Genomic DNA, 20,173 nt, shown 5'->3' on the forward strand with positions numbered 1-20,173 from the left:
GTGATGACAGCGCAGGCCGGGCACGAGCAGCAGCTCATCGCCCGGGTGATGCTCGAATCGCCGCTTCCCCAGCTCGACAGGCTGTTCGACTACGCGGTGCCCGCCGCGCTCCGCGAGCAGGCGAAGCCCGGCGTTCGGGTGAAGGTGCCCCTGCGCTCGGCGGGTCGCATCGCCCGCGGCTACATCGTCGAGACCACAGAGGCGGTCGAGTTCTCCGGAACCCTCAGCGAGCTCGACGAGATCACGTCGACCGTTCCCGTGCTCACGCCGGAGGTCTGGAACCTCGCGCGGCGCGTGTCGGAGCGCGCCGCCGGCAGCGCGAGCGACGTCGTGCGCCTCGCCGTGCCTCCACGGCAGGTGCGCGTCGAGAAGGCCTGGCAGCTCGAGCAGCAGTCCGGCGCGCAGCCGAGCCTGTACAGCGCGAACCCCTCGGTGACCGGATACGGCGATCGCGTGATCGATTCGGCGATCGACGCCGGCCGGCGCCTGGCCGTGGCCGCGATCCCCGCCGTGCACGAGGTGTCGCCCGGCGTCTGGGTCGGGCGCTGGGCCGTGACGCTCGCCGAGGCGGCCGCGCGCACCCTCGCATCCGGCCGCACCGCCATCGTCGCCCTGCCCGACTATCGCGACCAGCAGCAGGTCGTTCAGGCGCTCTCCGCACTCGTGCCGCTCGACCTGATCTCCCAGCTCGACGCCCGCCAACCCAACGCCGACAGGTACCGGGCGTTCCTGCGCTGTCTCGAAGACGCTCCCCGGGTGATCGTGGGCAACCGCTCGGTCGTCTACGCGCCGGCGAGCCGGCTCGGCCTGATCGCGATCTGGGACGACGCCGACCCGCTGCACACAGAGCCTCTCAGCCCGTACGTGTCGACGCGCGACGTCGCGCTCATCCGGCAGGAGCAGTCCGGCTGCGCGCTCCTCTTCGCGTCGCACTCGCGCAGCACCTGGCTCGAGCGCCTGGTCGAGCTGGCATACGTGACGCCCGTCGCGCCCGACCCGTCCGTTCTTCCCCACGTGGTTCCCACGGCCGACCAGCCCGGAGCGGAGGCCGCGGCCCACGCGCGCATACCCTCGGCGGCATGGAACACGGCCCGGCGTGCGCTCGAAGACGGTCCCGTGCTCGTTCAGGTGGCCCGCCCCGGCTACGCGCCCGTGCTGGCCTGCCAGGACTGTCGCACGCCGGCCCGGTGCAGGGTCTGCGAGGGGGCTCTACGAATCGGCGGCGCCCGACAGACGCCCGCCTGCGACCTGTGCGGAGCGATCGCGGCCGACTGGCACTGCCGGCACTGCGAGTCCACACGAATCAGGCTTGTCACGGCAGGAACGGCCCGTACGGCCGAAGAGCTCGGCCGAGCCTTCCCCGGCACCCGGGTGATCGTCTCAGACGGCGAGAGACCGCACCTCACCGTCGATGCGAAGCCCGCGCTCGTCATCGCCACCCGGGGAGCAGAACCCGTGGCGGCCGGCGGATACCGTGCCATCCTGCTGCTCGACGGCGAGCGCATGCTGGCCCGCGAGTCCCTGACGGTCGCAGAAGACTGCCTGCGCTGGTGGTCGAACGCCATCGCCCTGGCCGCGCCGCGAGCACCGGCGATCATCGTCGGCGTCGGCGGAGCGCTCGCGCGCGCACTCGTCACCTGGAGCCAGCATCGGTTCAGCGCCGCGGAGCTGCCCGACAGACGGGCGCTCCGCTTCCCGCCCATGGTGCGGCTCGCCACCGTCACCGGCCGGGCGGAGACCGTCGAGCAGGCCATCTCGGTACTGCCCGATTCGGTCGACGGTCATGAATCGGCGACAATTGATGTGCTCGGCCCCGTCGATGCGGGCGACGGGCTCGTCCGGGCCACGATCAGGTTCGACTATGCGCTCGGCGCAGAGGTCGCGCGCAGCCTGCGCTCGTCGATCATCCGCAATTCGACGGGCCGCACCAAGCGCCAGACCAGCAAGGCCACGGGCACCAAGACCAGCTTCAGGCCCCCGCCTGTCTTGAGGGTTCGATTCGACGACACGGAGATCCTGGAATGAAACTCGTCTTCGCCGGCACCCCTGCCGTCGCCCTCCCCACTCTCGACCTGCTCGCCCGGCACCACGAGGTCGCCGCCGCCGTCACGCGCGAGGATTCCCCGCAGGGCCGCAAGCGCGTTCTGACCCCGTCGCCCGTCGCCGTGCGTGCTAAGGAGCTCGGCATCCGCACCATCCGGGCGAACAGGCTCGACGACGAGGTCACGTCGCAGCTCGCAGAGCTGCAGCCCGACCTCGGTGTGATCGTGGCCTACGGAGGACTCGTGCGCAGTCCGCTTCTCGAGACGCCGCGCCTCGGCTGGATCAACCTGCACTTCTCGCTCCTTCCGCGGTGGCGCGGCGCCGCGCCCGTGCAGTGGTCGATCATGGGCGGCGACGCCGACGGGGGCGCAACCGTCTTCCAGCTGGTGCCGGCGCTCGACGCCGGCCCGATCTTCGACAGCATCGCCCGACCCATCGGCGCTCATGAGACGTCGGGGCATCTCCTCGAGGCCCTGTCGCACGACGGCGCCGAGCTCACGCTGAAGGTCGTCGACGCCCTGGCGGCCGGCACGGCCCGGTCCGTCGAGCAGCAGGGCGAGGCGACTCTGGCGCCGAAGATCACCCTCGAGCACGCCCGCATCGACTTCACGGCCGATCTCGACACCGTGTTCCGTCGCATCCGGGCCACCACCCCCGAACCGGGCGCCTTCACGATCGTCGACGGTCTGCGGGTCAAGATCCTCGAGGCTGCGCCCACCTACGACTCGGCCCCGCTGCGCCCGGGCGAACTCTCCGGCGACGGCTCCCGCGTGCTGATCGGCACGGCGACATCGCCGCTCGAACTGCTGCAGGTGCAGCCCGCCGGCAAGAAGCCCATGCGGGCCGCCGACTGGTGGCGGGGTCTCGCCACAGACCGACCCCACAGCGCCGACCCACTCGCATCCGACAGATTCGACACCCCATGAACGCTCGCCCCGCCTCCTCGCAGATCGTGCAGCCCGCGCGCCGGATCGCCCTCGAGGTGATCACCGCCGTGCGCGAAGACGACGCGTACGCGAACCTCCTGCTCCCCACCAAGATCGCGCGCGCCCGGCTGCAGACCAACGACGCCGCCCTGGCCACCGAACTCACCTACGGCACCCTCCGGATGCGCGGGTACTACGACAGGGTCATCTCCCTGGCGGCCGCGCGCCCGGTCGAGAAGATCGATCCGGTCGTGCTCGACGTGCTCGAGTTGGCAGCGCACCAGCTGCTCGGCATGCGCGTGGCCACCCACGCGGCTGTCAACGAGTCGGTCGAGCTCGCTCGCCTCGTGAGTTCGCGCTCCGCGACCGGATTCGTCAACGGGGTGCTGCGCACCATCACGCGCAGCGAACCCGACGAATGGCGCGACCGAGTGATCGCCGAGGCGAAAGACGCCGATTCCCGCCTCGCCGCCGAGTACTCGCATCCGACGTGGATCATCCGCGCGTTCCGCCGCTCCCTGGCCGCAGCCGGCGTCTCGCCCGACGCACTCGACGACGAGCTGCGCGATCTGCTCGAGGCCGACAACGTTCCTCCGCGGCTGGGTCTGGTGGCGCTTCCCGGGCTCGCGGATCGCTCCCAGCTCACCATCGCGGGCCGCCCCACCCGTCGCTCGCCCGTGGGCTTCTCGGCCACCGGGGGAGATCCGAGCGACATCGACGAGGTCAAGGCCGGAACCGTTCGCGTGCAAGACGAGGGGTCGCAGATCGCCGCCCTCGCCCTCAGCCGCGCCGCGACCATCGCCCCGGGCGAGAAGTGGCTCGATCTCTGCGCCGGTCCGGGAGGAAAGTCGGCCCTGCTCGCCGCGGAGGCCCGTCTGGGAGGCGCCGTACTCACGGCGAACGAGCCCGTGCCCGCCCGCGCCCAGCTGGTGCGCAACGCGCTCGAGGCGGTTCCCGACCCGCCCGAGGTCTGGCAGCTCGACGGAACGACGATCGGCGACGCGCAGCCGGGGTCGTTCGATCGCATCCTGGTCGACGCGCCGTGCACCGGCCTCGGCGCGCTGCGGCGTCGACCCGAGGCCCGCTGGCGCAAGAGCCCGCGTGACGTGGCCGACCTCGTGCAGCTGCAGGAGCGACTCATCGACTCCGCCATCGAGGCGCTGCGCCCCGGCGGCATCCTGGCCTACGTCACGTGCTCACCCCACGTGGCCGAGACCCGCGGCCAGGTGGCCGGCGCCCTGTCGCGCTGGGGAGACCGCATCTCGGCGCTCGACACCCGGTCGGTGGTGGAGCGGATCTCGAGCGACGAGGGCGACGAGCACGACGAGCAGGGCCAGCACCACGCGATCGAGCCGTCCCAGGTGCAGCTCTGGCCCCATATCGATGCCACGGATGCGATGTTCATCGCTCTCTTCCGCAAGGCCGACGAGCACCGGTGAGCCGCAGCCTGGCGCCCGCATCCCACTGGATAGGCTGATCACCATGCCCGTGCGTATCAATCCCAGCATCCTCGCCGCCGACTTCGCCCACCTCGCGAGAGAGCTCGAGCGCATCTCCTCGGCCGATGCGGTGCACGTCGACGTGATGGACAACCACTTCGTGCCGAACCTCACGTTCGGCATCCCCGTCGTGGAGCGGCTGCTCCAGGTCACCGAGCTGCCGCTCGACATGCACCTCATGATCACCGACGTCGACCGCTGGGCGCCCACGTTCGCCGAGCTCGGCGTCTTCTCCGTCACGTTCCACGCCGAGGCCACCGACGAACCCGTCGCGCTGGCCCGCCGCCTGCGGCAGATCGGCGCCCGCGCGGGCCTCGCCATCAAGCCCGGAACCCCGGTCGAGCCCTACCTCGAGGTGCTCGACGAGTTCGACCAGCTACTGGTCATGACGGTCGAGCCCGGCTTCGGCGGTCAGTCGTTCATGCCCGAGACCATGGGCAAGCTGGTCGCCGCGCGCGAGGTCGCCTCGCGCTCGGGCCTCGACGTCTGGCTCCAGGTCGACGGGGGAATCAACCTGCAGACCATCGAGGTCGCCGCGCGCGCGGGTGCAGACACCTTCGTCGCCGGGTCGAGCGTGTTCGGCGCCGACGACGCGGGCAAGCAGGTGGGGCTGCTCCGCCAGAAGGCGCTCGAGCACACCCACGTCGCCTAAACTGCTCAGGTGAAGACTTTCGATGAGCTGTTCTCCGAGCTGAGCGCCAAGGCGCTCGAGCGCCCAGACGGCTCCGGCACCGTGCGCGAACTCGACGCCGGCGTGCATTTCATCGGCAAGAAGATCGTCGAAGAGGCCGCAGAGGTCTGGATGGCCGCGGAGTACGAATCCGACGACGAGATGGCCGCCGAGATCTCCCAGCTGCTGTACCACCTCCAGGTGCTCCTGATCGCCAAGGGACTCACCCCCGCCGACGTGTACCGACATCTCTGAGTCCGACTCCCACTCGTTTCGCACCCATAGCTGTCCAGACAGGCGAGCCCAGGCTCGCCCGTCGAAAACTCGAAAGACTCTTATGCTCAAGATCGCGGTGCCCAACAAGGGCTCCCTGTCCGAAACCGCCGTGCAGATGCTCGCCGAGTCGGGGTACCAGACCCGACGCGACAGCCGTGAGCTGCACCTCGTCGACGAACGCAACGGGGTGGAGTTCTTCTACCTCCGTCCGCGCGACATCGCCACCTACGTCGGCAGCGGCGCACTCGACATCGGCATCACCGGGCGCGACCTGCTCCTCGACTCCGAGTCTCCCGCCCGCGAGATCGCGTCGCTGCAGTTCGGCGAGTCGACGTTCCGCTTCGCTGGTCCGGATGGCGACTTCGCCGCGGTGTCAGACCTCGAGGGCCGGCGGGTCGCCACCAGCTATCCGGGTCTCGTGAAGGCGTTCCTCGCCGGCCACTCCGTCTCCGCCACTCTTGTGCGCCTCGACGGCGCCGTGGAATCGGCCGTGAGGCTCGGGGTCGCCGACGCCGTCGCCGATGTCGTCTCGACGGGTTCCACGCTCAAGAAGGCCGGGCTCACGATCTTCGGCCCGGTCATCCTCGAATCGTCGGCGGTCGTCATCTCGTCCGGCGTCGACAAGCCCGGGGCGGACACGCTGCTGCGTCGCCTGCAGGGCGTGCTCGTGGCCCGGCAGTACGTGCTGATGGACTACGACGTTCCGCTGGTGAAGCTCGACGCCGCGGCCGCCATCACGCCCGGCCTCGAGTCGCCCACCATCTCGCCGCTGCGCGACCCCGAGTGGGTCGCCGTGCGCTCGATGGTTCCGCTGGCAGACACGAACCAGGTGATGGACGCCCTGTACGACGTCGGTGCCCGCGCCATCCTGGTCAGCCCGATCCACGCAGCACGGATCTGACCATGCCCGTCGCCGTTCGTGTCATCCCCTGCCTCGACGTGGCCGCCGGCCGCGTCGTCAAGGGCGTGAAGTTCGAGAACCTGCGAGATGCGGGCGACCCCGTCGAGCTCGCTCGCATCTATGCCGAGCAGGGCGCCGACGAGCTCACCTTCCTCGACGTGACCGCCACGGTCGACGACAGGTCGACCACCTACGACGTCGTGCGCAAGACGGCGGAGCAGGTCTTCATCCCCCTCACCGTGGGCGGGGGAGTGCGCTCGAGCGAGGACGTCGCGCGCCTCCTCGCCTCCGGTGCAGACAAGATCGGCGTGAACAGCGCGGCGATCGCGAGGCCCGAGCTGATCGACGAGATCGCCGACAGGTTCGGGGCCCAGGTCATCGTGCTCTCGCTCGACATCAAGCGCAGCGATTCGGTGCCCTCGGGCTTCGTCGTGACCACGCACGGCGGCCGTCGCGAATCCGGCCTCGATGCCCTCGACTGGGCCGCGGAGGCGATCAGGCGTGGTGCCGGCGAGCTGCTCGTGAACTCGATCGACGCCGACGGCACGAAAGACGGATTCGACCTCGAGCTCATCGGGCTGATGCGCTCGATCAGCCGAGTCCCCGTGATCGCGTCCGGCGGCGCCGGCCGGCTGGAGCACTTTCCCGAGGCGGTCCGCGCCGGCGCCGACGCTGTGCTCGCCGCATCCGTGTTCCACAATCGTGAACTGACCATCGGCCAGGTCAAAGAAACGCTGAGACAGGACGGGGCGCTGATCCGATGAGCCAGACACCAGACGACGTCGAGGCCGTGCTCGCGCGGGCACACTTCGCGGCCGACGGCCTCCTTCCCGCGATCATCCAGCAGTGGGACACCAAGGATGTTCTTATGCTGGGCTACATGAACGCCGAAGCACTGCGTCGCACCCTCACCGAGGGCCGTGTCACCTTCTGGTCGCGCTCGCGCCAGGAGTTCTGGCGCAAGGGAGACACCTCGGGTCACGCGCAGTACGTGCGCGGGGCCGCTCTCGACTGCGACGACGACACGCTGCTCGTGCAGGTCGAGCAGATCGGTGCCGCCTGCCACACCGGCGCCCACGCATGCTTCGACGTCGATCCGCTCGACCCGGTGCTCGGCTTCTCAGAGGCCCCGGCATGATCGGGGGACGCGTCGCGTCGACGACGAGGGCCGAATTCGATTCGCGCCTCCACACGCATCGCGTGCTGCCCGTTCTCCGGACGCTCTTCGCCGACGGCGAGACACCGGTCGGCGTCTACCGCAAGGTGGCCAGAGGCCGCGCAGGGTCGTTCCTGCTCGAGTCCGCCGGACAGGGCGGCGTGTGGTCGCGATTCTCGTTCATCGGCGTCTCGAGCTACGGCGTGCTCACGAGCGAGGCCGAGAAGGCTGCCTGGGTCGATCTCGGGCTGCCGGAGGCCCAGGCGTTCCCCGACGGCCTGCCGCAGCAGCCGCTGGCTGCGTTGTCCGAGCTGTTCCACACGTGGCAGACGCCGGTCATCCCCGGCCATCCGCCGCTCACGGGCGGGCTCGTCGGTTTCATCGGCTGGGAGACCATCCGCCAGATCGAGCACCTGCCCGACGCTCCGCCCGCCGACTACGCGGTTCCGAGCCAGGCCATGGGTTTCGTGCGCGACCTGATCGTGATCGACCACCTCACGGGCACCGTGCAGCTCATCGCCACGGTGCTCTCCGACGCCCAGGGCGATGCGGATGCCCAGTGGCGCGACTCGCAGGAGCGTCTCGACGCGATGCAGGCCGAGTTGGCGGAACCCAGCGAGGCCCGCCTCGACGAGGCCGACTTCGACACGGCCGGCCTGCCCCTGGCCCGCACAGAACGACACGACTTCCTCGACGCGATCGAGCGCGCCAAGGTGCACATTCGCGACGGCGACGTCTTCCAGGTCGTCATCTCGCAGCGCTTCGACCTCGAGTGCACGGCGGAGCCCATCGACGTCTACCGTGTGCTCCGCACACTGAACCCGAGTCCGTACCTCTATCTGCTCGCACTCGAACGACCCGACGGCACGCCGTACACGATCGTCGGGTCGAGCCCTGAGGCACTCGTCAAGGTCGAGAACGGCCGGGCGTTCACCCACCCGATCGCGGGATCGCGTCCGCGCGGCACAACCGTCGAGAGCGACGTCGAGCTGGAGCACGAGCTCCTCGGCGACGAGAAGGAGAAGTCCGAGCACCTGATGCTCGTCGACCTGGCCCGCAACGACCTGCTCAAGGTCTGCGTGCCCGGCACGGTCGAGGTCACCGAGTTCATGCGCATCGAACGGTTCAGCCACATCATGCACATCGTCTCGTCGGTCGAAGGGGCCATCAGGCCGGGCGTCACGGCCATCGACGTGTTCAGCGCCACGTTCCCCGCAGGCACCCTCTCGGGCGCTCCCAAGCCCCGGGCCCTGCAGATCATCGACGAGCTCGAACCCGCCCAGCGCGGCGTCTACGGGGGAGTGGTGGGCTACTTCGGCTTCGCCGGCGACGCAGACCTGGCCATCGCGATCCGCACCGCCACGATCGAGTCGGGCGTCGCACACGTGCAGGCCGGCGGCGGACTCGTCGCCGACTCCGATCCCGACTCGGAGTTCCTCGAGTCGCAGAACAAGGCGGCAGCTCCGCTCCGGGCGGTCGCGATCGCGAACGCCATGAGGCGCATCGTATGACGAGAGACACGGATGCTGCGGGTCCGGCCTCGAGACCGGGCTCGGCCCGCCTGAAGGGTCTGATGATCCTCGGGGTCCTCGTCGTGAGCGCCCTCGTGTTCCTGGCGTGGTCGCAGTCGTGGGGCACCCTGACGGTGACGGGAGACGGGGCATCCGGCCGCACGCTCGACGTGCCCGGTGCCACCGCGGCGCCGGCCCTGGCCGCGCTCGGCCTGGCCGGCCTCGCCAGCGCCGCCGCGCTGGCGATCGCGGGTCCGGTGATCCGCATCGTGCTCGGGGTGCTGCAGGTTCTGCTCGGGGCGAGCATCGTGCTCTCGGGAACCGGTCCGCTCGTCGACCCGGTGTCGGCGGGGGCTCCGGTCGTCACGGCGGCCACCGGTGTCGCAGGAACCGAGTCGATCAAGGCGATCGCGCGCAGCGAGGCCGTCACCGCCTGGCCTGTGGTCGCCATCCTGCTCGGCGCACTGCTGGCCGTTCTCGGCATCGCCGTGGCCACCACGACGACCCGCTGGCCCGCATCCGGCCGCCGTTACCAGGCCGTGCGCTTCGCGTCGGAGGACGGCCGAGTGCTCGGCGCCGACGAACTGCTCGAGCTCGGCGGAGACGACGAGTCCGCCGATTCCGACCGGTCGTCCGCGCCCGACGCGACGGAGAGCCCCGACGACGCGGCCGTTCGCCGCAAGGCGACTTCGGTCGACAACTGGGACAGCCTGAGCCGGGGCACCGACCCCACCGCATAGGTCCGGCGCTGAAGAGCGCTCATCCGTTTTCGACTACTATTGACCTTCGAACAAGAGGAGTTCCATGAGCAACGTTTCTGAAGAACCGGGTCACGGCCACTCGCCTGCAGCCTGGACGGCCGTGATCGTGATGCTGATCGCTTTCAGCATCGGCACCGTAGCGTTCTTCTTCGACGTGCAGTGGCTCGTCTGGGCCTCGGCAGGGCTCCTCGTCGTGGGCGCGATCCTCGGCAAGGTCCTCTCCGTCGCCGGCTACGGCGCGTACAGCCCGCGGTACGCAGGCAAAGGACACTAGAGGGTGCTCGACCAGCTCCTCGCCGGGGCAGTCGAGGACGCCGCGACCAGACAGCAGACACTGAGTCTGGCGTCGGTCGAGGCCGCCGCTCTGGCCGCCCCCGCGCCCCTCGATGCGCTCTCGTTCCTCGCTCCCGCCGATCGCGTCAAGGTGATCGCCGAGATCAAGCGATCGAGCCCGTCGAAGGGCGCCCTCGCAGACATCGTCGACCCGCAGGCGCTCGCCCGCGAGTACGAGGCCGGCGGGGCCAGTGCCGTCAGCGTGCTCACCGAGGGCCGTCGCTTCGGCGGGTCGCTCGACGACCTGCGTGCCGTGCGCGCGGCCATCTCGATCCCCGTGCTGCGCAAAGACTTCATCGGCCTCGAGTACCAGGTGTTCGAGGCCCGTGCCGCGGGCGCCGACCTGGTGCTGCTCATCGTCGCCGCGCTCGACCAGGCGACCCTCGTCCGACTGCACGCGCTCATCACCGAGCTCGGTATGACCGCGCTCGTCGAGACGCACTCCGCCGACGAGGTCAGCAAGGCGATCGATCTTGGTTCCCGCGTGATCGGCGTCAACGCACGCAACCTCAGCACCTTCGAGCTCGACCCGGATCTCTTCGGGCGACTCGCGGGCAGCATTCCCGACGGCACGGTTCGCATCGCGGAATCCGCCGTCAAGACCGCCTCCGATGTGACCCACTACCGCCGAGCCGGAGCAGACGTCGTGCTCGTCGGCGAAGCCCTCGTCACCCACGGAAGCCCGCGCGAGACCCTCACAGAATTCCTGAGCGTGACACCATGACGATCGAAGCGACCCCCACCCACCTGCGCGACGAGCAGGGTCCGTTCTTCGGCGAGTTCGGGGGCCGGTTCATGCCGGAGTCCCTGATCGCCGCCCTCGACGAACTCTCCGCAGCCTACGACGTCGCGAAGGCAGACCCCGAGTTCCACCGCGAGCTGGCAGAACTGCACCGCACCTACACGGGGCGGCCCTCGATCATCACCGAGGTGCCCCGCTTCGCCGAGCACGCGGGCGGCGCACGCATCCTGCTGAAGCGCGAAGACCTGAACCACACCGGATCGCACAAGATCTGCAACGTGCTCGGCCAGGCCCTCATCGCCAAGCGCATCGGGAAGACCCGCCTCATCGCCGAGACCGGAGCGGGCCAGCACGGCGTCGCCACCGCGACCGCCGCCGCCCTCTTCGGCATGGAGTGCGTCGTCTACATGGGCGAGGTCGACACGGAGCGCCAAGCCCTCAACGTCGCCCGCATGCGTCTCCTCGGCGCCACGGTCATTCCCGTGACCACGGGCACGCGCACCTTGAAAGACGCGCTCAACGAGGCGTTCAGGGACTGGGTCGCGAACGTCGAGAACACGCACTACCTGCTGGGCACGGTCGCCGGCCCCCACCCGTTCCCCGTGATGGTGCGCGACTTCGTCAAGGTCATCGGAGAAGAGGCGCGCCAGCAGGTCATCGACCTGACCGGGGCGCTGCCTGATGCCGTGGTCGCCTGCGTGGGCGGCGGATCCAACGCGATCGGCATCTTCCACGCCTTCCTCGACGACCCCGATGTGGCCCTGCACGGATTCGAGGCCGGCGGCGACGGCGTCGACACGCTGCGCCACGCGGCCAGCATCACCATGGGCCGTCCCGGCGTGCTGCACGGATCGCGCAGCATCATGCTCCAAGACGAAGACGGCCAGACCGTCGACTCCCACTCTATCTCGGCCGGCCTCGACTACCCGGGCGTCGGGCCCGAGCACGCGTGGCTCGCGTCGATCGGCCGCGCCACCTACACGCCGGTCACCGATGCGGCCGCCATGCAGGCGTTCAGGCTGCTCTGCCAGACCGAGGGCATCATTCCGGCCATCGAGTCGGCGCACGCCCTCGCCGGGGCCATCGAGCTCGGCCGCACGCTCGGCGAGAAGGCGACCATCCTCGTGAACCTGTCGGGTCGAGGAGACAAAGACGTCGAGACCGCGGGCGCCTATTTCGGCGTTCTGGATGCGGGGGCCGGCGCATGACCGGCGCGCGCGTCGTCGAGTCTCCCGTCGCATCCGCCATCGAGGCCACCAGGCAGAACCGCGCCGGCGCCCTCATCGGCTACCTGCCGGTCGGATTCCCGACGCTCGACGAGAGCGTCGACGCGGCGGTCGCCCTGGTCGAGAACGGCGTCGACGTTCTCGAGCTCGGCATCCCTTACTCCGACCCGGTGATGGACGGTCCGGTCATCCAGAAGGCGACCCAGGCCTCCCTCGACGGCGGCTTCCGGCTGCGTGACGCGTTCACGGCCGTCGAGAGAATCAGGGCACGGGTCGACGCGCCCGTGCTCCTCATGACCTACTGGAACCCCGTCGTGCAGTACGGAGTCGGCCGATTCGCCGACGACCTCGTCTCAGCCGGGGGAGCGGGCCTGATCACGCCCGACCTCACGGTCGACTCCGGAGCGGACTGGCTCGCCGAGAGCGATCGAACCGGACTCGACAGGGTCTTCCTCGCCGCGCCCACCTCGACCGATGAGCGGCTCCGGCTCGCCGTCGAGAACAGCAGAGGATTCGTCTACACCGTCTCGACGATGGGCACGACCGGCGCGCGCGCCGAACTCGGTGCGGCCGCGGAGACGCTCGTCGGTCGCCTGCGCTCCGTCGGATCCATCAGCGCCTGCGTGGGAATCGGCGTGTCGACCCCGGAGCAGATCGCCGAGATCCTCGGCTACGCCGACGGAGCCATCGTCGGATCGGCCCTCGTGCGCGCCCTCGCAGACGACGGGGTCGCTGGAGTCGCACGCCTGGCCGCCCGGCTCGCATCCGGCACCGCGCGCTGAGCGTCTGCCCGGCAGTCCTACAATAAGCATCAGTCCCTCCTCGTCTGTCCGTTCCGCTTCGGCGAGCGAACAGGCGCCCGCATGAGCACAACACGATGAAAGGTCGAAACCGTTGGTCTTCGCCCCCACCAGCATCCCGAGCCCGTCGTGGCAGGGATTCAGTATCGACATCAGCGGCTTCACCGGTTGGCTGCACAGCCTCGGTCTTCCGCAGTACGCCGACACTCTCGAGATCCGCGCGTACGCGCTCTGCATTCTCGCCGGCATAGTGCTCGCCACCATCCTCACGTCGCGTCGGCTCACCGCCCGAGGCGCCGAACCGGGCGTCGTGCTCGACATCATCCTGTGGGCGATCCCGTTCGGCATCATCGGGGCCCGTATCTACCACGTGCTCACACACCCCGGCGACTACTTCGGCGAGGGAATCGAGTGGTGGAAGGTCTTCGCGGTCTGGGAGGGCGGCATCGCCATCTTCGGCTCGCTCATCGGCGGCGCGGTCGGCGCGTACATCGGCTGCCGCCTGAGCGGCATCCGCTTCTGGACCTTCGCCGACGCCCTCGCGCCGGGAATGCTGCTCGCCCAGGCGGCTGGCCGCTTCGGCAACTACTTCAACCATGAGCTCTTCGGCACGCCCACCGACCTGCCCTGGGGTCTCGAGATCGAGTCCTCGAACCAGGCCTTCCCCGTGGGCCTCGCCGACGGAACTCTCTTCCACCCCACCTTCCTCTACGAGATCATCTGGAACCTGGCCGGTGTGGCCGTGATCCTGCTGCTCGAGCGCAAGCTCCACCTGCAGTGGGGCAAGGTCTTCGGGGTCTACCTCATCTGGTACGGCGTCGGCCGCTCCGTCTTCGAGACGATGCGCGTCGACCCGAGCGAGATCTTCTTCGGCGTGCGCACCAACGTCTGGGGCGCGTGGGCCGCCATCCTCGTCGGCCTCATCATCATCCTCATTCAGAATCGCGAGCATCCCGGTGCGGAGCCCGGCCCTTACCGGCCCGGCGCAGAGTGGGTGCCAGCGGGGGCTGGGGTAGAATCGAGCGATACTTACTCGGACGACGAGCTCAGGGGCGATGGGGCCACCGGAACTCCCGAGAACGAATCCCTCGAACCAGGCGCCACAAGCGCTCTCGGTGCGAAGTCCTAGAACTGACAACCACAGTCGCGTAACTCGCCTACTCAGCTTCTCGACCATCACGATCGCCGTCACGACCCGACAGGGCATCCCGGCATCCTCCCTCCATGGGCCAGCGGCGTCCCAGATCCTTCAGTAATCACGTAGAGGACGGCACTTCCTTGTCCCAGCAGCCACGGTCCGAGCATCCATCGCACACCCGCTTCAGCACCCTCCCCGCCGCCCAGGGGTTGTACGACCCCGCGGCGGAAAAGGACGCGTGCGGCCTCGCCATGGTCGCCACCCTGCGTGGAACCGCAGGGCACGACATCATCGACACGGCACTGGGCGCGCTTCGCAACCTCGAGCACCGTGGCGCGATCGGCTCCGACGCCGGAACGGGTGACGGCGCCGGCATCCTCACGCAGATCCCCGACGAGTTCCTCCGCGCGGTCGGCCCTGCCGATCTGCCCCCTGTCGGGCACTACGCCGTCGGCAATGCCTTCCTGCCCACCGACCCGTCGAACCGCGAGACGATCGTGGCCCGCATCGCCGAGATCGCCGAGGTCGAGGGGCTGCGCATCCTGGGCTGGCGCGAGGTCCCCATCCGTCCCGACGAGCTCGGACGACTCGCCCGGGCGGCCATGCCCGCGATCTGGCAGCTCTTCGTCACCAGCACGTCCCACGACGCCGATGGCGCCCCGCTGGCCGGCCTGGCGCTCGACAGGCTGACCTACCGCCTGCGCAAGCGCGCCGAGCGCGAGCTCGAGGTGTACTTCATGTCGCTCTCGTCGCGCACTCTCACCTACAAGGGCATGGTCACGACGCTCCAGCTCGAGCCGTTCTACCCCGACCTCTCCGACGAGCGGTTCGCCTCGAAGCTCGCCCTCGTGCACTCGCGCTACTCCACCAACACGTTCCCGTCGTGGCCGCTGGCCCAGCCGCTGCGCATGATGGCGCACAACGGCGAGATCAACACCGTGCAGGGCAACCGCAACTGGATGCGTGCGCGCCAATCGCAGCTCGAATCCGAGGTCATGGGAGACCTGACCCCGCTGCTGCCGATCGTCACGCCCGGCGCCAGCGACTCCGCCTCATTCGACGAGGTCGTGGAGCTGCTGACCCTGGCCGGACGTTCGCTGCCGCACGCGATCATGATGATGGTGCCGGAGGCCTGGGAGAACCAAGCGGACTTCGATGAGAAGCACCGCGCGTTCTACGAGTACCACTCCATGCTGATGGAGCCGTGGGACGGACCTGCCGCGCTCGTCTTCACCGACGGCGACCTGGTCGGGGCCACCCTCGACCGCAACGGCCTCCGCCCCGGACGCTACCTCGTGACCGACGACGACCTCGTGGTGCTCGCCAGCGAGATCGGCGTGATCGACGTCGACCCCGCCAGGGTCGTGCGCAAGGGACGCCTTCGTCCCGGCAACATGTTCCTGGTCGACACCGCTGCGGGTCGCATCGTCGAAGACGAGGAGATCAAGGACTCGCTCGCCGAAACCGGCCCCTACGCCGAGTGGCTCGACGCCGGCCGCATCAACCTGCGCGACCTCCCCGAGCGTGAGCACATCGTGCACACGCCCGCCTCGGTCACGCGGCGCCAGCGCACCTTCGGCTACACGGAGGAGGAGATCCGCATCCTCCTCATGCCGATGGCCAAGAACGGCGCCGAGCCCCTCGGAGCCATGGGCTCCGACACGCCGATCGCGGTGCTCTCCGAGCGGCCGCGGCTGCTCTTCGACTACTTCACCCAGCAGTTCGCCCAGGTGACCAACCCGCCGCTCGACTCGATCCGCGAAGAGGTCGTCACCTCCATGCGCCTCGGCCTCGGGCCGGAGCGCAACCTGCTCGCGGCCACGGCAGAGCACACGCGCCAGGTCATCCTCGACTTCCCGGTCATCGACAACGACGAACTCGCGAAGATCCAGCACATCGATCCGCACTCCGGCAGCCGCATCACGACCACGATCCGCGGCCTGTACCGCGTGGAAGACGGTCCACTCGCCATGCAGGAGCGGATCGCCGAGATGTGCCGCGAGGCCGACGAGGCCATCGACAACGGCGCCGCCTTCCTCGTGCTGTCAGACAGGGACTCCAATAAAGATCTGGCTCCCGTTCCGTCGCTGCTCATGCTCTCGGCCGTGCACCACCACCTCATCCGCCAGGAGACCCGCATGAAGGTCGGCCTGATCGTCGAGGCCGGCGACGTGCGCGAGGTGCACCACGTCGCCCTCCTGATCGGCTACGGCGCGTCTGCGGTCAACCCGTATCTCGCCATGGAGACCTGCGAGAACCTCGTGCGCAGCGGCAGACTCACCGGGCTGACCCCCGAGAAGGCCGTCAAGAACGTCATTAAGGCGCTCGGCAAGGGCGTTCTCAAGATCATGTCGAAGATGGGCATCTCGACCGTGTCCAGCTACGCGGGCGCCCAGGCGTTCGAAGCGGTCGGTCTCGGAACGGACTTCGTCAAGGAGTACTTCACCGGCACCACCACCAAGCTGGGCGGAATCGGTATCGACGTCGTCGCATCCGAGAGCGCCAGCCGGCACCGCGCCGCCTACCCCGAAGACGAGGCCGCTTCTGCGCACGAGCCCCTCGCCACCGGAGGCGAGTACCAATGGCGCCGCGAGGGCCCGCCTCATCTCTTCAACCCCGAGACGGTCTTCCGGCTGCAGCACTCGACGCGCAACCGCCGTTACGACATCTTCCGCGACTACACGCGGCTGATCGACGAGCAGGCCGAGAACCTCATGACCCTGCGGGGCCTGTTCAAGCTGCGCAACGGCGCCCGTCCGCCGGTGCCGCTCGACGAGGTCGAGCCGATCGAGTCGATCGTCAAGCGGTTCTCGACCGGCGCGATGAGCTACGGCTCCATCTCGCAGGAGGCACACGAGACGCTGGCCATCGCCATGAACTCGATCGGTGCGAAGTCGAACACCGGAGAGGGCGGAGAGGACACCGACCGTCTGCTCGACCCGCGCCGTCGCAGCGCGATCAAGCAGGTCGCATCCGGTCGTTTTGGCGTCACCAGCATGTACCTGACCCACGCCACCGACATCCAGCTCAAGATGGCGCAGGGCGCCAAGCCCGGCGAGGGCGGCCAGCTGCCGCCCACCAAGGTCTACCCCTGGGTCGCGCGCACCCGCCACGCCACCGCGGGTGTCGGGCTTATCTCTCCGCCGCCGCACCACGACATCTACTCGATCGAAGACCTCAAGCAGCTCATCTTCGACGTCAAGCGCGCCAACCCTCTCGCCCGTGTGCACGTCAAGCTGGTGAGCCAGTCGGGCATCGGCGCGGTCGCGGCCGGCGTGACGAAGGCCCTCGCCGACGTCGTCCTCGTCTCCGGACACGACGGCGGAACCGGCGCGAGCCCGCTGAACTCCCTCAAGCACGCCGGAACCCCCTGGGAGATCGGACTCGCAGAGACGCAGCAGACGCTCATGCTCAACGGCATGCGCGACCGCGTCGTGGTTCAGGTCGACGGCCAGATGAAGACCGGACGTGACGTCATCATCGGCGCCCTGCTCGGGGCAGAGGAGTACGGCTTCGCCACGGCGCCCCTCGTCGTGGAGGGCTGCATCCTCATGCGCGTCTGCCACCTCGACACCTGCCCCGTCGGCGTCGCGACGCAGAACCCCGAGCTGCGAGCACGGTTCACCGGCAAGCCGGAATTCGTCGTGAACTTCTTCGAGTTCTTGGCGCAGGAGGTGCGCGAGTACCTCGCCGAGCTCGGATTCCGCTCCCTCGAAGAGGCGATCGGACACCACGAGCTCATCGACATGAACGGCGCGATCGAGCACTGGAAGGCCGACGGCCTCGACCTGAGCCCGATCCTCGTCGGGCCGGAGTTCACCGACGACGAGCCGCGCTCGAACCGCCGCAAGCAGGACCACGAGCTCGAGAAGCACTTCGACAACCGGCTCATCCGGGAGGCGCAGGCCGCGCTCGAGTTCGGCGAGCCCGTTGCCATCACGCTGCCGATCCGCAACACGGAGCGCGCAGTCGGAACGATGCTGGGCAACCAGGTCACGCTGCAGCACGGCGAGGCAGGGCTTCCCGAGGGAACGATCCAAGTCACGCTGCTCGGCTCCGCCGGACAGTCGTTCGGCGCGTTCCTGCCCTCGGGCATCACGCTCCGGCTGGAGGGCGACTCCAACGACTACGTCGGCAAGGGCCTCTCGGGCGGCCAGATCATCGTGCGCCCCGACCGCAAGAGCCAGTTTGCGGCGGAGGACAACGTGATCGCCGGAAACGTCATCGGCTACGGCGCGACCCGCGGCAGCATGTTCATCCGCGGAATCGTGGGGGAGCGCTTCCTCGTGCGCAACTCGGGTGCGACTGCGGTCGTCGAGGGCGTGGGCGACCACGCGCTCGAGTACATGACCGGAGGCCTCGCGCTCATCTTGGGCTCGACCGGGCGCAACCTGGGCGCAGGAATGTCGGGCGGAACCGCCTATGTTCATCGCCTGCGCACCGAGAGCGTGAACCGCGATTCGCTGGCGAGCGGCGAGCTCAGCCTGCTTCCCCTGGGAAGCGCGGATGCGGAGATCGTGCGCGATCTGCTCACGCGCCACGAACTCGAGACGGGATCGACGCTCGCCGCGGCGATGCTCGCCGATTTCGACACGACCGTGACGGAGTTCGTCAAGGTTCTGCCCCGCGACTACGCCGCGGTTCTGCAGACCAGGCAGACGGCCGTCGATGAAGGACTCGATCCCGATGGCGACATCGTCTGGGGACGCATTTTGGAGGTAACCGGTGGCTGATCCCAAGGGGTTCCTGAAGGTACAGGAGCGCGAGCTGCCCAAGAGACGACCGGTCTCGGTGCGGCTCATGGACTGGAAAGAGGTCTACGAGCAGGGAGACCCGTCGGAGCTCCGTCGCCAGGCCGGCCGGTGCATGGACTGCGGCATCCCGTTCTGTCACCAGGGCTGCCCGCTCGGAAATCTCATTCCCGAGTGGAACGACCTGATGTTCCGGGGCGAGGGTCGCCAGGCCATCGAGCGCCTGCACGCGACGAACAACTTCCCCGAGTTCACGGGCCGGCTCTGCCCGGCGCCCTGCGAGAGCTCCTGCGTGCTGGGAATCAACCAGCCCGCGGTCACGATCAAGCAGGTCGAGGTGTCGATCATCGACCAGGCGTTCGCGAACGGCTGGGTGCAGCCGCACCCGCCCGAGCGTCTCAGCGGCAAGACGGTCGCCGTGGTCGGCTCCGGCCCCGCCGGCCTGGCCGCGGCCCAGCAGCTGACCCGCGCCGGCCACACCGTCGCCGTCTACGAACGCGACGACCGCATCGGAGGCCTGCTCCGCTACGGCATCCCCGACTTCAAGATGGAGAAGAAGCAGCTCGAGCTGCGTCTGAACCAGATGATGGCCGAGGGAACGCGATTCCGTGCCGGCATCACCATCGGCGTCGACATCTCGTGGGACGATCTGCGGGCTCGCTACGACGCCGTTATCGTCTGCACCGGTGCGACGGTTCCCCGCGACCTGCCCATCCCGGGCCGCGACCTCTCCGGCGTGCACTTCGCGATGGACTACCTGGTTCAGCAGAACAGGATCGGCGCCGGCGACACGATCGCCGACCAGATCACGGCCGAGGACAAGCACGTCGTCGTCCTCGGCGGTGGAGACACGGGCGCCGACTGCATCGGAACGGCGCACCGCCAGGGAGCACGCTCGGTCACGAACCTCGCCATCGGCGCCCAGCCGCCGAGCGAGCGACGCGACGACCAGCCGTGGCCGACATTCCCGACGCTCTTCGAGGTATCGAGCGCCCACGAGGAGGGCGGCGAGCGGCAGTACCTCGCCTCCACGGTCGAGTTCCTCTCGAACGAGTCCGGCGAGGTCCGGGCCATCCGTGTGGCCGAGACCGAGTTCATCGACGGCCGTCGCGTGCCCAAGGCCGGCACGGAGCGCGAGATCCCCGCCGATCTCGTGTTGCTCGCCCTGGGATTCACGGGCGCCGAGCACGCCGATCTCACGAACCAGCTGGGCGCTCGTTTCGACGATCGCGGCACCGTCGGACGGGCCGGCGACTACCAGACGAGCGTTCCCGGCGTCTTCGCAGCCGGCGACGCGGGCCGCGGCCAGTCGCTGATCGTCTGGGCCATCGCCGAAGGACGTGCTGCGGCATCGGCCGTAGACGAGTACCTTGAAGGTGCCACGGAACTTCCGTTCCCCGTCAAGCCCACCGACCGCTCGATCTCGATCTAGCACGTCAT

Annotated in this window: 17 protein-coding genes; all 17 read left to right on the forward strand. The window is 69.1% G+C overall.

Going from position 1 to position 20,173, the window contains the following annotated elements:
• Positions 1-3 precede the first annotated feature (3 nt).
• On the forward strand, positions 4-2,025 hold the full coding sequence (locus ASF06_RS16265; protein WP_055949395.1) for a hypothetical protein: 2,022 nt from the start codon (positions 4-6) through the stop codon (positions 2,023-2,025).
• Positions 2,022-2,969, forward strand: a complete 948-nt coding sequence (fmt, locus tag ASF06_RS16270) for a methionyl-tRNA formyltransferase (protein ID WP_055949398.1) — start codon at positions 2,022-2,024, stop codon at positions 2,967-2,969. Before ASF06_RS16265 ends, fmt begins: the two co-directional genes overlap by 4 nt.
• Entirely contained in the window at positions 2,966-4,408 is a 1,443-nt protein-coding gene (locus ASF06_RS16275) for an RsmB/NOP family class I SAM-dependent RNA methyltransferase (protein WP_055949401.1), read from the forward strand. The genes fmt and ASF06_RS16275 overlap by 4 nt, the downstream gene beginning before the upstream one ends.
• Before the next feature lie 43 nt (positions 4,409-4,451).
• A complete protein-coding gene (rpe, locus tag ASF06_RS16280; protein WP_055949405.1) occupies positions 4,452-5,120 on the forward strand; it encodes a ribulose-phosphate 3-epimerase in 669 nt (222 codons plus the stop codon).
• 9 nt (positions 5,121-5,129) lie between these two features.
• Complete coding sequence (locus tag ASF06_RS16285; protein WP_044438370.1) at positions 5,130-5,393, forward strand: phosphoribosyl-ATP diphosphatase; 264 nt, start codon at positions 5,130-5,132, stop codon at positions 5,391-5,393.
• Positions 5,394-5,475: 82 nt separating this feature from the next.
• On the forward strand, positions 5,476-6,315 hold the full coding sequence (gene hisG, locus ASF06_RS16290; protein WP_055928789.1) for an ATP phosphoribosyltransferase: 840 nt from the start codon (positions 5,476-5,478) through the stop codon (positions 6,313-6,315).
• Between the two features lie 2 nt (positions 6,316-6,317).
• Entirely contained in the window at positions 6,318-7,079 is a 762-nt protein-coding gene (gene hisF, locus ASF06_RS16295; protein ID WP_055949408.1) for an imidazole glycerol phosphate synthase subunit HisF, read from the forward strand.
• Positions 7,076-7,453, forward strand: a complete 378-nt coding sequence (hisI, locus tag ASF06_RS16300) for a phosphoribosyl-AMP cyclohydrolase (RefSeq protein ID WP_055928782.1) — start codon at positions 7,076-7,078, stop codon at positions 7,451-7,453. Before hisF ends, hisI begins: the two co-directional genes overlap by 4 nt.
• On the forward strand, positions 7,450-8,982 hold the full coding sequence (locus ASF06_RS16305; protein WP_055949410.1) for an anthranilate synthase component I: 1,533 nt from the start codon (positions 7,450-7,452) through the stop codon (positions 8,980-8,982). The genes hisI and ASF06_RS16305 overlap by 4 nt, the downstream gene beginning before the upstream one ends.
• Positions 8,979-9,722, forward strand: coding sequence for a Trp biosynthesis-associated membrane protein (locus tag ASF06_RS16310; protein ID WP_055949413.1), 744 nt, complete (start codon positions 8,979-8,981; stop codon positions 9,720-9,722). The genes ASF06_RS16305 and ASF06_RS16310 overlap by 4 nt, the downstream gene beginning before the upstream one ends.
• Positions 9,723-9,786: 64 nt before the next feature.
• A complete protein-coding gene (locus tag ASF06_RS16315) occupies positions 9,787-10,017 on the forward strand; it encodes a DUF6704 family protein (protein WP_055928774.1) in 231 nt (76 codons plus the stop codon).
• A 3-nt stretch (positions 10,018-10,020) separates the two neighbouring features.
• Positions 10,021-10,800 (forward strand): indole-3-glycerol phosphate synthase TrpC, encoded by a 780-nt coding sequence (gene trpC, locus ASF06_RS16320; RefSeq protein ID WP_055949416.1) that lies wholly within the window; start codon positions 10,021-10,023, stop codon positions 10,798-10,800.
• Positions 10,797-12,026, forward strand: coding sequence for a tryptophan synthase subunit beta (gene trpB, locus ASF06_RS16325; RefSeq protein WP_055928768.1), 1,230 nt, complete (start codon positions 10,797-10,799; stop codon positions 12,024-12,026). Before trpC ends, trpB begins: the two co-directional genes overlap by 4 nt.
• The gene (trpA, locus tag ASF06_RS16330; protein ID WP_055949420.1) at positions 12,023-12,826 is read left to right on the forward strand and encodes a tryptophan synthase subunit alpha; all 804 of its coding nucleotides are present in this window, start codon (positions 12,023-12,025) and stop codon (positions 12,824-12,826) included. The genes trpB and trpA overlap by 4 nt, the downstream gene beginning before the upstream one ends.
• A 112-nt stretch (positions 12,827-12,938) precedes the next feature.
• Positions 12,939-13,973, forward strand: coding sequence for a prolipoprotein diacylglyceryl transferase (gene lgt, locus ASF06_RS16335; RefSeq protein ID WP_442853935.1), 1,035 nt, complete (start codon positions 12,939-12,941; stop codon positions 13,971-13,973).
• Positions 13,974-14,068: 95 nt separating this feature from the next.
• Positions 14,069-18,715, forward strand: coding sequence for a glutamate synthase large subunit (gene gltB / locus ASF06_RS16340; protein WP_082501016.1), 4,647 nt, complete (start codon positions 14,069-14,071; stop codon positions 18,713-18,715).
• Positions 18,708-20,165, forward strand: a complete 1,458-nt coding sequence (locus ASF06_RS16345; protein WP_055928757.1) for a glutamate synthase subunit beta — start codon at positions 18,708-18,710, stop codon at positions 20,163-20,165. The genes gltB and ASF06_RS16345 overlap by 8 nt, the downstream gene beginning before the upstream one ends.
• The last annotated feature ends 8 nt before the right edge of the window (positions 20,166-20,173 follow it).

Origin of the sequence: Agreia sp. Leaf244, from assembly GCF_001422695.1 — a bacterium.
Taxonomy (GTDB): Bacteria; Actinomycetota; Actinomycetes; order Actinomycetales; family Microbacteriaceae; genus Agreia.

Excerpts from the sequence above, each read along its gene's own strand:
- ASF06_RS16265 (WP_055949395.1), top strand. The coding sequence starts at position 4 with ATGACAGCGCAGGCCGGGCACGAGCAGCAGCTCATCGCCCGGGTGATG.
- fmt (WP_055949398.1), top strand. The coding sequence starts at position 2,022 with ATGAAACTCGTCTTCGCCGGCACCCCTGCCGTCGCCCTCCCCACTCTC.
- ASF06_RS16275 (WP_055949401.1), top strand. The coding sequence starts at position 2,966 with ATGAACGCTCGCCCCGCCTCCTCGCAGATCGTGCAGCCCGCGCGCCGG.
- rpe (WP_055949405.1), top strand. The coding sequence starts at position 4,452 with ATGCCCGTGCGTATCAATCCCAGCATCCTCGCCGCCGACTTCGCCCAC.
- hisG (WP_055928789.1), top strand. The coding sequence starts at position 5,476 with ATGCTCAAGATCGCGGTGCCCAACAAGGGCTCCCTGTCCGAAACCGCC.
- hisF (WP_055949408.1), top strand. The coding sequence starts at position 6,318 with ATGCCCGTCGCCGTTCGTGTCATCCCCTGCCTCGACGTGGCCGCCGGC.
- hisI (WP_055928782.1), top strand. The coding sequence starts at position 7,076 with ATGAGCCAGACACCAGACGACGTCGAGGCCGTGCTCGCGCGGGCACAC.
- ASF06_RS16305 (WP_055949410.1), top strand. The coding sequence starts at position 7,450 with ATGATCGGGGGACGCGTCGCGTCGACGACGAGGGCCGAATTCGATTCG.
- ASF06_RS16310 (WP_055949413.1), top strand. The coding sequence starts at position 8,979 with ATGACGAGAGACACGGATGCTGCGGGTCCGGCCTCGAGACCGGGCTCG.
- ASF06_RS16315 (WP_055928774.1), top strand. The coding sequence starts at position 9,787 with ATGAGCAACGTTTCTGAAGAACCGGGTCACGGCCACTCGCCTGCAGCC.
- trpB (WP_055928768.1), top strand. The coding sequence starts at position 10,797 with ATGACGATCGAAGCGACCCCCACCCACCTGCGCGACGAGCAGGGTCCG.
- trpA (WP_055949420.1), top strand. The coding sequence starts at position 12,023 with ATGACCGGCGCGCGCGTCGTCGAGTCTCCCGTCGCATCCGCCATCGAG.
- gltB (WP_082501016.1), top strand. The coding sequence starts at position 14,069 with ATGGGCCAGCGGCGTCCCAGATCCTTCAGTAATCACGTAGAGGACGGC.